14 protein-coding genes are annotated in these 12,196 nt (G+C 63.7%); 8 read left to right on the forward strand and 6 right to left on the reverse strand.

All coding sequences use genetic code 11. The annotated features are described in order from the left end of the window. Window positions 1-52: 52 nt before the first annotated feature. Window positions 53-721, reverse strand: a complete 669-nt coding sequence (locus J3R73_RS06160) for a sugar transferase (protein ID WP_307423785.1) — start codon at window positions 719-721, stop codon at window positions 53-55. A gap of 591 nt (window positions 722-1,312) precedes the next feature. Between J3R73_RS06160 and J3R73_RS06165 the strand changes: the two genes are divergently transcribed. Next, window positions 1,313-1,660 (forward strand): hypothetical protein, encoded by a 348-nt coding sequence (locus tag J3R73_RS06165; RefSeq protein ID WP_307423788.1) that lies wholly within the window; start codon window positions 1,313-1,315, stop codon window positions 1,658-1,660. Between the two features lie 160 nt (window positions 1,661-1,820). Beyond that, a complete protein-coding gene (locus J3R73_RS06170) occupies window positions 1,821-2,012 on the forward strand; it encodes a CsbD family protein (protein WP_307423792.1) in 192 nt (63 codons plus the stop codon). Between the two features lie 85 nt (window positions 2,013-2,097). On the opposite strand, the gene J3R73_RS06175 is transcribed toward J3R73_RS06170, so the two are convergent. Both J3R73_RS06175 and J3R73_RS06180 read right to left on the reverse strand, forming a co-directional pair. After that, window positions 2,098-2,487 (reverse strand): response regulator, encoded by a 390-nt coding sequence (locus tag J3R73_RS06175; RefSeq protein ID WP_307423795.1) that lies wholly within the window; start codon window positions 2,485-2,487, stop codon window positions 2,098-2,100. A gap of 80 nt (window positions 2,488-2,567) precedes the next feature. Beyond that, entirely contained in the window at window positions 2,568-3,188 is a 621-nt protein-coding gene (locus tag J3R73_RS06180) for a hypothetical protein (RefSeq protein WP_307423798.1), read from the reverse strand. Between J3R73_RS06180 and J3R73_RS06185 the strand changes: the two genes are divergently transcribed. Then, window positions 3,130-5,526 carry a sensor histidine kinase gene (locus J3R73_RS06185; protein ID WP_307423800.1) on the forward strand — a complete coding sequence of 799 codons (2,397 nt, stop codon included), beginning with the start codon at window positions 3,130-3,132 and terminating at the stop codon, window positions 5,524-5,526. The two genes, J3R73_RS06180 and J3R73_RS06185, sit on opposite strands and share 59 nt — an antisense overlap. Window positions 5,527-5,780: 254 nt before the next feature. Here the strand turns inward: J3R73_RS06185 and J3R73_RS06190 are convergent, their stop codons facing one another. Further along, window positions 5,781-6,572, reverse strand: coding sequence for a response regulator (locus J3R73_RS06190; RefSeq protein WP_307423802.1), 792 nt, complete (start codon window positions 6,570-6,572; stop codon window positions 5,781-5,783). Window positions 6,573-6,792: 220 nt separating this feature from the next. Here J3R73_RS06190 and J3R73_RS06195 point away from each other — a divergent pair, with 220 nt between their 5' ends. The 3 genes from J3R73_RS06195 to J3R73_RS06205 all read left to right on the forward strand — a co-directional run bounded on the left by J3R73_RS06195 (window position 6,793) and on the right by J3R73_RS06205 (window position 8,847). Then, entirely contained in the window at window positions 6,793-7,002 is a 210-nt protein-coding gene (locus tag J3R73_RS06195) for a NepR family anti-sigma factor (RefSeq protein WP_307423804.1), read from the forward strand. Then, window positions 6,999-7,613 (forward strand): sigma-70 family RNA polymerase sigma factor, encoded by a 615-nt coding sequence (locus J3R73_RS06200; protein ID WP_307423809.1) that lies wholly within the window; start codon window positions 6,999-7,001, stop codon window positions 7,611-7,613. Before J3R73_RS06195 ends, J3R73_RS06200 begins: the two co-directional genes overlap by 4 nt. 85 nt (window positions 7,614-7,698) lie before the next feature. Beyond that, window positions 7,699-8,847: an AI-2E family transporter gene (locus J3R73_RS06205; RefSeq protein ID WP_307423812.1), complete on the forward strand. Its 1,149-nt coding sequence runs from the start codon at window positions 7,699-7,701 to the stop codon at window positions 8,845-8,847. A gap of 130 nt (window positions 8,848-8,977) precedes the next feature. Here J3R73_RS06205 and J3R73_RS06210 read toward each other — a convergent pair whose 3' ends face one another. Next, window positions 8,978-9,844 (reverse strand): hypothetical protein, encoded by an 867-nt coding sequence (locus tag J3R73_RS06210; protein WP_307423815.1) that lies wholly within the window; start codon window positions 9,842-9,844, stop codon window positions 8,978-8,980. A 138-nt stretch (window positions 9,845-9,982) separates the two neighbouring features. On the opposite strand from J3R73_RS06210, the gene J3R73_RS06215 reads away from it, so the two are divergent. Then, window positions 9,983-10,312, forward strand: coding sequence for a hypothetical protein (locus J3R73_RS06215; RefSeq protein WP_307423817.1), 330 nt, complete (start codon window positions 9,983-9,985; stop codon window positions 10,310-10,312). A 109-nt stretch (window positions 10,313-10,421) separates the two neighbouring features. Here the strand turns inward: J3R73_RS06215 and J3R73_RS06220 are convergent, their stop codons facing one another. Beyond that, the gene (locus J3R73_RS06220) at window positions 10,422-11,720 is read right to left on the reverse strand and encodes an Nramp family divalent metal transporter (RefSeq protein WP_307437138.1); all 1,299 of its coding nucleotides are present in this window, start codon (window positions 11,718-11,720) and stop codon (window positions 10,422-10,424) included. 198 nt (window positions 11,721-11,918) lie between these two features. Here J3R73_RS06220 and J3R73_RS06225 point away from each other — a divergent pair, with 198 nt between their 5' ends. After that, window positions 11,919-12,143 carry a con-10 family general stress protein gene (locus tag J3R73_RS06225; RefSeq protein ID WP_307423820.1) on the forward strand — a complete coding sequence of 75 codons (225 nt, stop codon included), beginning with the start codon at window positions 11,919-11,921 and terminating at the stop codon, window positions 12,141-12,143. Window positions 12,144-12,196: the final 53 nt, after the last annotated feature.

Below are 12,196 nucleotides of genomic sequence, written 5' to 3' on the forward strand. Positions count from 1 at the left end.
ACGTCACCGAAGCCGGCGGGATCAACCGCCGCCCGTGATCAGCGGCACCCGATCAATAGCTGCCCTTGGCCAGGAAGACCGCAGGGATCGTCTTCGCGATGATCACGAGATCGTTGAGCATCGACCATTGTTCGACATAGTTGCGGTCGAGCGCCACACGGAAGGGATAGGAGACGTCGCTGCGGCCGCTGACCTGCCACGCCCCGGTAAGGCCCGGACGGGCGCGGAGATAGGCGGCGGCATCGGCACCGTAATGCCCCATCTCGTCGGAAACCACCGGCCGCGGGCCGACGATGCTCATTTCGCCGCGCAGAATGTTGAGGAGCTGCGGCAGTTCGTCGAGACTGGACATCCGCAGGACCCGTCCCAGCGGTGTGATCCGCGGATCCTTCTTCAGCTTGCGAGTCTCGATCCACTCGCGCATCGCCTCGGGGTTCTTTTCGAGGTGCTCCCTCAATATTCTGTCGGCGTCCACCGCCATCGTACGGAACTTCAGGCAGGAGAAGGCTTCTCCGCTGTATCCGATGCGCTTGTGGCGGAAGCAGACCGGGCCGCCGTCGGAAAGCTTCACGAGCGCCGCCAACACCAGAATCACCGGAGCCGAGAGAGCAAGCACGAAGAGCGCAAACAGGATATCGAAGCACCGCTTTGAAACGCCCCCCACGGGAGCACGCACGTCCGTCTCGAACGGCCGCACAGCCTTGGAAATGTTCGTCGCCATTGAGAATGATCCTCTTCTGCAGCAACACCCTGCTGCCGAATAACCTACGACCGGCTCGAAGCTACGCTATACCGTTTTTACCAGCAAGTATTGATCCTTATGGGACATCAGGAATGCGGTGACAATGTGGCAATCTGTGGCATTGCGAATTGAACCAAACGATCAATCCGAGCTATTGCCCCCAATATGTCAACAGTATTGAGAAATAAGGCTTCCTTATCGAAGAGATAAATTGTCATTAATTCGTAAAAAAGGCGGTATCAGGGTAGATATTTGTGAGATAATATTCCGAAGGCTCCCAGTTTAACTTCCATTTTATGCCCGTCGTGTAAATGCATGCCCGATGTTTCCGTATATTGCACTGCATTATAGTTGATTGGAATTTTGCTGCACCGCACAATAACGTCTTGGCGGCGTCCCGTTGCGTGTCGAATGCCCCGCCGGGGGCATTGATCATGGTTCGATCGATTCTATCCGGGTGAGAAGGCTTCCCTGTTAAATTCCGCCGTGGTAAACGACTTTGTCCCTCAGCGGCGTTGATACTACAGTCCGCGCGTGCTACGGAAAGTCAGGCAATGGAAGTCGGAAACTATGCTGATCTGGGCCGCGTTCCTCACCGCCGGCTTTCTTTGCGCACCGCTTTTGCGGTGGCCTGGTTTCGTTATCACCACATTTTTGGTGATCGTTCTATACTGGGTAATCGTCGGTCTGCCGTCCCCCTGGGTGCTTAGCTATGCAATTAGCTTCATGCTCATCACCATAGCTATGCAGTCAGGGTATATCGTCGGGCTGCTCGCGACGGCCAAATTGATACAGACCCGCGACAATGTGGCTGTTTTTAGGAAGCGCCACACGATTGCTCGACTGGCAAAGCCGTCGGAGGAGTCCGGCCCCGTCGCGAGGCGTATCGAGCAGGGCCCCGTCCAGCGCGGCGAATGAACGTCCCCCCGAGGAACGTCCGAACCTCCGGCCCCATGGGCACCCTCTTGGCCGTTGTTCCGGCCGACGGATTTTGCCGCCGCGCGGAACCGCTGCACCGCATGGACGTTTTCGATGCAGATGCACGAGACTCTTCGCAACCTGCATCAGGAGACCGATCATGAGCAGTACGACGGACAAGATCAAAGGCGTCGCCAACCAGGCCGTGGGTTCCATCAAAGAGGGCGCCGGCCGGGCGACCGACGACACCGGCCTGGAGGCCGAGGGCGCGATGCAGAAGCAGAAGGGCCGCGCTCAGGAAGTGGTGGGGAAGGCCAAGGACGCGGTCAAGAAGGTCGTCGACAAGGCGTGATGCCGAAGGTTCATCACAGGTGCAGGAGCGGCTTTCGGGCCGCTCTTTTCACTTGTCTTCAGGAGCGGCTTTCGGGCCGCTCTTTTCATTTGTCGTGCCTGACCGGCTCCACGGTGGACATCGCTCTGGCGATCGCCGCCCGAAGGGCATCCTCGCCGAAGGGCTTTTCGAGCACGACGAGCCCCACCCAATCCTCTCCGATATGCTGGCTCTCGCTGTAGCCGGTCACGAGAATGATCCCGACCGAGAGTTCCCGCAGACGGGAGACCAGGTTCGCGGACGTCTCCTCCCGCAACTGCCAGTCCACGAGTGCAAGCGTCGGACGCCGATGCTCGATCAGGGCGAAGGCCAGATGCGAATTTCGGGCGACATGAATATCCTTCGCGCCGAGGTCGGTCAGGAAAAGCTCTATCGACGCAGCGATGATCGGCTCGTCCTCGACGATCAGGACGACGGCGTCGGGAGCAAGTTGCATCTCTGTCATCAGGTGCCAGCGTCACGAAGGTCGCCACAGGTGGATCTTGCCTGGCGCGAGGTTCATTTCGATAGGCAATATTATTGCATGCCGCTATGTCTTTTAACATAGTCGAGCTTGAGGTCCGGTGGCGAGAAATTGCGGCCGGTCGAGTTCGGGAAATGCCCGGCGGGAGCGCCCGCTCCGGCCGCCTGAGGGATCGCGAACGCGGATGCGGAATATACGGCGATGCCGAACGGGCCGTCACCAGCCAGGCCCGATGGGACGGCGGCGCCTCCTCCCGCCAGGAGGCGGCGCGCGGCAGGCCGCGATACGGCGGGATCTGCGGGGGAGAAGCGCTCGATCATGACAACAGCGGGATGCGGCAGGAGCACATGGTTCTCGGCGGATAGGCTGGCGGTCGCCGCTCTCCGGCGGGAGCGCGCGGTGATGCGGAACCGGCTTGCATTCCGGGGAGTTGAGCCCCAAACGATCGGCGAGTGCCCGCTGCTTTCCTGCGGGCGGTGATCCGATTTACGCGACGGTTGCAAGTAGTTCCGCGCGAAGGGCCCGCGAGCCGATCCGGCGGCGTCCTTTCGTGATCGACCGCCAGGAATCTCCCAGGGAATGAAGACACCACAGGCAAATATCCGCGAGCGTTCGATGCTTTGGCATCTCATCGCCTTTGCCTTGGCGCTGACGCTGCCGATCTTTTTCTTCATGGCTGGCGTCCTGTGGAAATATGCCGAGACCGAGCGGGGCCGGATGCAGGATGGCGCGCTGACGACGGCACGCTCCATTGCCGGCGACCTCAATCAGCAGATAGCGGGCTTCATCGCGACGCTCGAAGTTTCCGCGATCGCCGATTCCTCCAGGCGGAACGACCCGGGCGCCCTCCGCATGGAGCTCGATGCGCTGCGAAGCCGGACCGGGCTGACCCTCGTCCTGCTGGACGCCACGGGCCGCTTGCGGGCGGCGCCGAGCGGCTTTCCCGATCGGCCTTTCCCGACGATCACCTCTTCGGCCTCGCTCGGCACCGGCAATGGCGACCGGCGGATCACGATCAGCAATCTCTTCTCCGACCCGGCGACGGGATCTCCGAGCGTGATGATCAGCCTGCCGGTCACTGCGGCGTCCGGCGAAGACCTCGACCTCGGCCTTATCCTGCCGGCGGCCGATTTCGTACGCACGATCGGGCGCAATCCGATGGCGCCGGGCTGGAACGCGGCGATCCTGGACGCCGACGGCTTCGTGGTCGCACGCAACACCGGCCAGGATGCCTATGTCGGCAAGCGGCTGGACGGCCTCGTTTCGGCGCTGCGCCAGCGCGAAGGCACCTGGAAGGGCCTGTCGCTGGACGGCACGCGGGTATTCGTCGCCTTTTCGCAGTCCCAGGCGACCAATTGGCAGGTGGCGGTGGAGGTGACGAAGGCTGATCTGGAGGCGCCCCTGCGACGTTCCCTCTGGCTGATCGGGCTGACGGGAACGGCGCTCTTTTCGCTCGCCATGCTGATGGCCTGGATCATCGGCCGGCGCATGGTCCTCGCGCTCGAATACCTGTCAGAGAGCGCTTCTCTCGTCGAGCGCGGCGGGTCGCCGGGCAAGCTGCTGACCTCCATCCGGGAGATCAACATTTTCGGCAAGGGGCTCGCCCAGGCTTCGCTGGGCCTGCATCGGCGTGGGATCGAACTCGCCGCGAGCGAGGAGAGGCTGGCGCGCATCCTCGATGCGACCCCGAGCGGCATCGTCGAGATCGACGCCGGCGGCGTGGTGACCTATGCCAACCGGATGCTGGCGCAGTCGCTGCAGATGACGGTCGACCAGGTGATCGGCAAGTCCTATCGCGATCTGGTCTCGCAACTGTCGGATCCCGGCGGGCAGCCGTTCGACGAGATGCCGCTCGCCAGGGCGCTGAAAGGGGAGAGCAGCTCCGGGGTCGAGCAGGCGGTTATGGTTCCGGGCAATGGCAAGCTGACATTCGCGGTGAATGCCGAGCCCCTGCGCGACGCCGACGGCACCATCGTCGGAGCCCTGGCCGCCTTTGCCGACGTGACCGAACGTGTCCTCATCGATGCCAAGCACCGGCAGATGGAGGAACGGCTCAGAACGATCATCGAGACGGTCCCGGTCGGCATCGTATTGGCGGCGGCGCCGAGCGGCAGGATCATCGAGGCCAACGCCGCGATCGAGACGATCATGCGGCATCGTGTGGTCCCGCCGCCGGAGGGCCAGGCGGAGGAGGTCTGGACGGCCTTCCACGAGGATGGCCGGCGTGTCGCGCGGCATGAATATCCGGCGGTCCGCGCGCTTTCAGGCCTGGAAGAGAGACCCGAGCTGGAATGCAACTACCTGCGGGGGGACGGCACCCATTGCTGGGTCAAGATCGTCGGTGCCCCGCTGCGCAACGAGGCCGGAATCATCATCGGCGCCGTCGTCGCCGTGATGGATATCGACGAGATCAAGCGCGTCCAGGAACATCAGCAACTGATGAACCGCGAGCTCCATCACCGGGTCAAGAACACGCTGGCGACCGTGCAGGGAATCGCCAATCTGACGGCGCGGTCGGCGACCGACATCAAGGCTTTCCGCCAGACCTTCGCCGACCGGATCGTCTCGCTCAGCCGCACCCATACGCTGCTCGTGGAGAATTCCTGGGCTCGCATTCCCCTCGCCGACCTGGTTCGCCTCGAACTCGATCCCTACCGCACCGAGGGACACGACCAGGTGACCTTCGAGGGAACCGATGTGTGGCTGCCGTCGGATCTCGCCCTCGCCCTCGGCATGGCCTTCCATGAACTGACGACGAACGCGCTGAAATTCGGCGCGCTTTCGGTTCCGGCCGGCCATATCCATCTCAAATGGACGACCGAAGACACCGGAGGGGAGCGCAAGCTCGCCATGAACTGGCGGGAGAGCGGCGGACCGCTGGTCGTCATTCCCGCGCGTAGCGGCTTCGGCTCGCAGCTTCTGAACAACATCCTGGCGCGCCAGCTCAACGGCGAGGTGCAGGTGAAGTTCGAGGCGACCGGCCTCGACGTCACCATCCGGGCCGATCTCTAGCCTGTTGCTTTGACGTGTTTTCCCAATCGAAAAGCCGATCAGCATTTTCTGGAAAATGCGCGAGGGTGTTTACCGGAGATGACGGGCTGCCGAATCAAGAAAGTTCATTGAAACAACAGGCTGGAGGAAGCTGCGATCGATGGTATCGCAACTTTCTCGGGCAGCCGGCCGGGTTTCGGTGAGTGTGGCCGCGAGGGCGTGCGCCGCAGGGACGATCGGGCGCCACGCCAAGTCCGCCGGAATGCCGCCGCCGTTCAGGCGGCGTGACTGGAGGCCTTGCGATCGAAGAACAGCGCCTGGCTTATCGTCGCCTTCACGACGTCGACCTGGAACGGCTTGGTGATCAGGAAGGCCGGCTCCGGCTTCTCGCCCGTCAGCAATCGCTCGGGGAAGGCGGTGATGAAGATGACCGGCAGATCGAGGCTGTGGAGGATCTCATTCACGGCGTCGAGGCCGGAGCTGCCGTCGGCGAGCTGGATGTCGGCAAGGACGAGGCCCGGCGGCTTCTCATTGGCAAGCTTGACCGCCTGCTCATGGGTGCGGGCAATGCCGGTCACGCGGTGGCCGAGATCGAGCACGAGTTGTTCCACGTCCAGTGCGATGACGGGTTCGTCCTCGATGATCAGCACGTCGGTCGACATCTGCTGTGCGATCTCGCGGCCCGCAGCGCCGAGAAGCATGCCGACTTCGTCGATGCCGGTATCGAGGATGGCGGCGACGTCCTCGATGGGGAAGCCTTCGACGGTATGGAGCAGGAAGGCCTGGCGCGAGCGGGGCGCGAGCTGGTTGAGGCTGCGCTGGCCCGGCAGGGCGCCGGTCTCCGCCGGGGAGGCGGCATTCAGCGGAACGGAACCCCACAAACGGATGAACAGGCGGTAGAGGCCGAGGCGAGCCCCGGCTTCGAGGGAGATGGCGGACGGATCGGCTATCAGGGCTTCCAGCGTGGAGACGACATAGGCGTCGCCGCTTTGCTGGGAGCCCGTCACGGCGCGCGCGAAGCGTCGCAGATAAGGCAAATGGGGGGCAACTTCCTTGGCGATCGACATGCGAGCCTCCTCCTGCGACGAAGCACAGAATTCCACCTTGATGATCCGTGTGCGCGAAAACTCTGCAACTTTCTTTGCCCCGTCAACCCGCAAGAAATATATTTACGCCTTGGGAACAAATCTTCGCCCGGCCTGTTCTTGTGAGTTGACGTCGGACGGCAAGAAATGCCGCCGAGCGGGATACCGAGGTTTGCGCTTCGTGACCGATGGAGAAGAGTAAATGGCTGGGAAAGTCCTGCCTTCTGATGGCGAGGAGCCTGAAAACGAAGTGAACGGTCAGGAAGATGACATAACGCTCGATCACAGAATCCAGGATGTGCTTGGAAAGGCCCTGCGGGCCTATTCGCAGGATATCGTCAGTGAGCCGATCCCTGACAAGTTTCTCGCGCTGCTCGCGCTGCTCGAGGCGAAGGAAAGGGAGGCAAAATGACGGAAAAGGCACCAACCGGGCTTCTCACTGAAAAGCCGCCCACCGACGCGCGCAGGGAGCAGAAGGAAAAGACGCCCACCGAGCTTCTCGTCGCCGAAATACCTTATCTGCGGGCCTTCGCGATTTCCCTTTCGGGCTCCATCCATGCGGCCGACGACCTCGTGCAGGACACGCTGGTGAAGGCATGGTCGAAATTCGACACGTTCGCGCCCGGCACCAATCTCCGGGCCTGGCTCATCACCATCCTCCGCAACAATTTCTATTCGATCTACCGCAAGCGCCGGAGCGAGGTGCAGGATGTCGACGGCATGTATGCCGAGCAGCTTTCCACCCGCGGCGGCCAGGAGAGCGGGCTGGAAATGCACGAGTTCCGCCACGCGCTGGAGCAGCTTTCGGAGGAGCATCGCGAGGTTCTCCTGATGGTGGGGGTGATGGGGTTCTCCTATGAGGAAGCGGCGGAGGTGTGTGATGTGGCGCTCGGCACGGTGAAGAGCCGGGTCAATCGCGCGCGCGCCCGCCTGGCCGAAATCCTCGGTCTTGCCAGCGTGGACGATATCGGGCCCGACCCGGTGAATTCGGGTATCCTCAACAAGCCTGCCAAATACTTCTGATCGCGCGAGCCGCGGGGCGGGACACGGCGGAGGCGAGGCGTCTCTTGCGTCCGGCGGGTCCGCCGCCCCCGGCAGAAGGAAGACCATGGCAGGCTCGCGATTCTCGGATGAACGGCGTCGGGCTTCCCCCGAGCCCCCTGCCGACGTCGAAGGGGGCCCGTCCGGCGATCCGCCGGCCGATCTGTTGCGGCCGCCGCCCGACCTCGTGCTGCGCTATGCAGCGGTCGGCATTCTCCTCATTCTCCTCGTCGGTGCCCTCAAGGCCAGCCAGCTCTTCTCGATGCCGATCACGGCGGGCGTCGTTCTCGGTCTCATCTTCGGCCCGGTGACCGACTGGATCGCCGATCGGGGCGTGCCGCGCGCCCTCGCCGCCGCGCTGGTGGTGGTCTCCTTCCTCGCCATCCTCCTCGTCGCCGCCGGCATGCTGGCGGTACCCCTGGCGCTGTGGGCGGACCAGATCCCCGCGATGATCGCGGTGCTCCGGGCCAAGGTCGCGCTGCTGTTCGACCTCGGCCGCCTGCTCGGCGATGCGACGGTCGGTCCTGCGGAGGCGCCCGTCCAGGCGCTCATCGCCGCGGGCACGGGCGGCGGTTCCTGGCTGGAGGTGGCTCTTGCTTCAGGCGCCTTCGCAGGCGGGTTCCTGCTGTGCATCTTCACGATGTATTTCTATCTCAGCACCCGGCGGCAGATGGAGGCCCATGTCCTGCGCCTGTGGCTGAAGCGGGAGGCGCGCAAGTCCGCCGGCGATTTCTTCGATCGGGTCGAGAGGCGAGTCGCGCTCTATCTCGGCATCATCACCGTGATCAATTGCGTGATGGGGCTGATCGCCGGGCTGCTGGCCTGGGGCGGGGGCTTCATCTATCCCCCGGCATGGGCCGCCTTTGCCGCCATGATGAACTACATTCCGCTGATCGGCCCGCTGATCGTCACTGCGGCCCTGCTCGCCGCCGGCTTTCTCGTGGCGCCCACGGCTGTCGCGGCGCTCTGGCCGGCCGGTCTCTATTTTCTCTGCCATCTCGTGGAAGGGGAACTCGCCACGCCGGCCCTGGTCGGCCATCGCCTGACCACGTCGCCGCTGCTGGTGTTCCTGTCCTTCGCATTCTGGCTCTGGTTGTGGGGGCCGGTGGGGGCCGTGCTCGCCACGCCGATCCTCCTCATCATCGTCGTCGCCTTCCGGGTGTTCGCCGAATATCGCCACAGCGTCGATCCGGCGTCCGACGACGAGCGGGCCTGAGGCGGCCCACGCGGGGAGGCAAATCAGGAAAAACGCCGCGAGAAGCTTGGATGCTTCCCGCGGCGCTGACCTGCACCTCATATATAATGTATGATGAGCGCGTGCCGGTGAGAACCGGCTCCGTCGCCGATCAGTACTCGTCCCGCTGCTTTCCTCCGAGTGCCGCCGCCGCACTGGCGATGAAGGCGCCGATGAGGAGAGACAGGAAGGTCATGAGCGCCAGTTTCGACCCGGCCTTGCGGGCCTCGTCGGCCGCCTGCTTCATTTTCTCCTTCGCGCTGTCGATCTGCGCGACAACGTCGTCGACCCGCTTCTGGGCATCCGCCTGAGACATGCCGGTCTGGCTGGCGACGAGGCGCACGACCTCATCCTTGTCGGAAGCCGAGAGGCTGCCGTTGGCCAGGCTCATGACGAAGATATGGGACAGTTCGGTCCGCGCGTCGGCAGCATTCGCCGCCGGTGCCGGTGAGCCCGCGGCGGGCTGGGCCGGCCGGAGCAGCATGTCGACATAGTAGCCCGAGGAATTCGACAGGCTGTCGACCCCCTTGTTGGCCGCGCCCTGGGCCGCACCCGAGGCGATCGAGGTCACGGCCGAGGCGCCGCCGCCGACGATCGACGTCACGGCCGAACCGAGGAGACCGGCGACGAGAAGGGTCGCCAGGGCCCAGGCGAGGAAGCCGTGGGCGGTATCACGGAACGTGACCTCATCGGTATGGATGCCGCTCCACTTCGTGCGCAGACGGCCGGCGATATAGCCGCCGACGCCCGAGGCGAGCCACTGCACCACGATCAGCCAGATCGCCGTCGAGACGGCGAAGGTCGTGACGCTCGGGCCCGACCATGGCGAGGCCATGGACAGGCCAAGACCCGAGCCCAGGAGCAGCAGGATGAGCGAAAGCGCCGCCGCGCCGACGGCACCGGCGATGATGGCGGCCCAGGAGACGGCGGAATCGGACGTCGTGTCGGGGCTGGTTATTTCAATTGAGGAGAGGGACATGGCGTCGCCCCCTCAATGGTACAGCAGGGCGATAAGGATGATGATCGGAATCGGAACCCCCAGCAGCCAAAGCAGGATGCCACGTCCCATAGTGCCCTCCATGAAATTCAAACGATATCGGAGGAACGCGCCATATAAGTGTCAGTTCCCGCAGCGCTGTCCGAAATCCTTGACTTGTCAGACCGGTTAAATGAACGCGCGATGCCGCGATATTATCTGCCGAACGCCGTCGGAACACTCAAGCCTCGCGTCCGTTCAGTATCGATCGGCACTATTATGGGAGAGAGAACGATGACAGCCAAGGAACCCGATGCGGGCAAGAAAGTCAGGGATGCGGAACGCAAGCTCGGCAATCGAGGACCGGCCTCTGCCGAGAACGTAAACGAAGCCCAGCGCCACAAGCTCAGCGGCAAGGTCCCGCCCGGCACCGGCAATGCCGAGGACAGGATGTCGGGCAAGAAAGAGTGAGCGCTCGCTGGCAAGGCGACCCCGCTGAGGCGGGTGGCCCGTTCTGAAGCGATGGCCGCTGGCAAGGTGCGGCCATCGCTACGCCGCCACGGATCAAAGCATTGCTCCGTCAGCCCAGGCTGGTCGCGGCCATGGCAATCACCGCCGCCGCCATAACCGCGGTGCCGAGCCAGCCGATCCAGCGAAGAGGGCCTTTGACGGTGTTGCCGGCCATGATGTCGCGGCGGGCCGTCATCAGCATCATCATTCCCATCACCGGGACGGAGACGACGCCGTTGATGACCGCGCTCCAATACAAGGCCTTGATCGGATCGAGAGGTGAAAAATTGATGCCGGTGCCGAGCAGCGTGGCGATGGCGATCGTCGCATAGAAGGCTTTCGCATCCTTCGGCTTGCGGGCGAGGCCCGTGGGCCACCGCAGGGCCTCGCCGAGCGCGTAGGCAGCCGAGCCGGCGAGGACCGGGATCGCCAGCAGGCCGGTGCCGATGATGCCGAGCGCGAAGATGACGAAGGCGAACTGGCCCGCGACCGGGCGAAGGGCCTCGGCGGCCTGGCTGGATGTCTGGATGTCGGTGGTTCCCGCCGCATGCAGCGTCGCCGCGGTCGTGACCATGATGGCGAGCGCGACGAGGCTGGAGAAGCCCATGCCGATATAGGTGTCCAGTCGGATCCGTCTTATCGCTGTCGATGCCTGCTCCGGCGCGTGAACGAGGGGCGCGCGCGAGGGTTCGGCGCGGGTGTCCTCGACCTCCTGGGAAGCCTGCCAGAAGAAGAGATAGGGACTGATGGTGGTGCCGAGGATCGCGACGACCGTCGTCCAGAATGCCACGTCGCCGCTGAATGTGGGAATGAAGAAGCCTCGGGCGAATTCGCCGAGCGGCAGCTTGGTGAAGATGACCGTGGCGAAATAGGCGAAGAGGGAAATTGTCAGCCATTTGAGCACGGAGACGTAGCGCGCATACTGCATGAAGACCTGCAGGAGCGTACTCACGGCGGCGAAGGCAAGGACATACCAGGCCGTCTGTCCGCCGACGAGAAGACGGACGGCCTCGCCCATGGCGCCGAGATCGGCGCCGATATTGATGGCGTTGGCGACGAAAAGCAGCCCCACGATGCCGGGCAGCAGCCAGGCCGGGTAATGACGCCGCAGATTTCCCGCCAGCCCCCGTCCGGTGGTGCGCCCGATGCGGGCGCTGATCTCCTGGATGGCCGCCATCAGCGGGTAGCTGAAGAGCATCGTCCAGGTGATGGCGAAGCCGAACTGGGCTCCCGCCTGCGAATAGGTGGCGATGCCGCTCGGATCGTCGTCGGCGGCGCCGGTGATCAGACCCGGGCCCAATATCTTGAGGAAATCGAGCTTGCCGCCGTCCTGAGCCCCGGGAACTGAACGCTCCGGCTCCCCTTCCATGCTCGACATCCGTCACCTCATCGGGGCCAAGACGCTTGTGCGACATGGCCATGCCACCTGTTGCGGTGGCGCAGTAACGAATGCAACCTGCGTTTGTTCAGCGGCGCTGCGAATGTCCGGAACTCACGAGAGCTCGAGCCGTTGAGTCCGGTACGGCCAGCGAGGTCCGTGCGTCCAACCGTGAACAGGAGGCCAGTCATGGCAAGTCAGGAACGTGGTGGAAAAGGAAATTTCGCGAATGATCGCGAGCGTGCGTCGGAAGCCGGCAAGAAGGGTGGCGAGCATAGCCACGGCGGCCAGCACAGCCAAAGCACTGAGGGAAGCAAGACTCAGCATGGCGGCACCAATTTCGCGGATGACCGCCAGAAGGCCTCCGAGGCCGGCAAAAAGGGTGGCGAGCATAGCCACGGCGGCCGCTCATAGGGCCGCGCGCTTCTCCGCTGAAACGCCGTTCGGCGACGACTTTTCGTTTCGAT

The sequence above is a fragment of the Labrys monachus genome (assembly GCF_030814655.1).
Lineage (GTDB): Bacteria > Pseudomonadota > Alphaproteobacteria > Rhizobiales > Labraceae > Labrys > Labrys monacha.

Coding starts and splice junctions, on each gene's coding strand:
- J3R73_RS06180 (WP_307423798.1), bottom strand. CDS start 3,188: ATGAAGAAAAAGATCGGCAGCGTCAGCGCCAAGGCAAAGGCGATGAGA.
- J3R73_RS06210 (WP_307423815.1), bottom strand. CDS start 9,844: ATGTCCCTCTCCTCAATTGAAATAACCAGCCCCGACACGACGTCCGAT.
- J3R73_RS06205 (WP_307423812.1), top strand. CDS start 7,699: ATGGCAGGCTCGCGATTCTCGGATGAACGGCGTCGGGCTTCCCCCGAG.
- J3R73_RS06185 (WP_307423800.1), top strand. CDS start 3,130: ATGCTTTGGCATCTCATCGCCTTTGCCTTGGCGCTGACGCTGCCGATC.
- J3R73_RS06225 (WP_307423820.1), top strand. CDS start 11,919: ATGGCAAGTCAGGAACGTGGTGGAAAAGGAAATTTCGCGAATGATCGC.
- J3R73_RS06195 (WP_307423804.1), top strand. CDS start 6,793: ATGGCTGGGAAAGTCCTGCCTTCTGATGGCGAGGAGCCTGAAAACGAA.
- J3R73_RS06165 (WP_307423788.1), top strand. CDS start 1,313: ATGCTGATCTGGGCCGCGTTCCTCACCGCCGGCTTTCTTTGCGCACCG.
- J3R73_RS06190 (WP_307423802.1), bottom strand. CDS start 6,572: ATGTCGATCGCCAAGGAAGTTGCCCCCCATTTGCCTTATCTGCGACGC.
- J3R73_RS06160 (WP_307423785.1), bottom strand. CDS start 721: ATGGCGACGAACATTTCCAAGGCTGTGCGGCCGTTCGAGACGGACGTG.
- J3R73_RS06220 (WP_307437138.1), bottom strand. CDS start 11,720: ATGGAAGGGGAGCCGGAGCGTTCAGTTCCCGGGGCTCAGGACGGCGGC.
- J3R73_RS06200 (WP_307423809.1), top strand. CDS start 6,999: ATGACGGAAAAGGCACCAACCGGGCTTCTCACTGAAAAGCCGCCCACC.
- J3R73_RS06175 (WP_307423795.1), bottom strand. CDS start 2,487: ATGCAACTTGCTCCCGACGCCGTCGTCCTGATCGTCGAGGACGAGCCG.
- J3R73_RS06170 (WP_307423792.1), top strand. CDS start 1,821: ATGAGCAGTACGACGGACAAGATCAAAGGCGTCGCCAACCAGGCCGTG.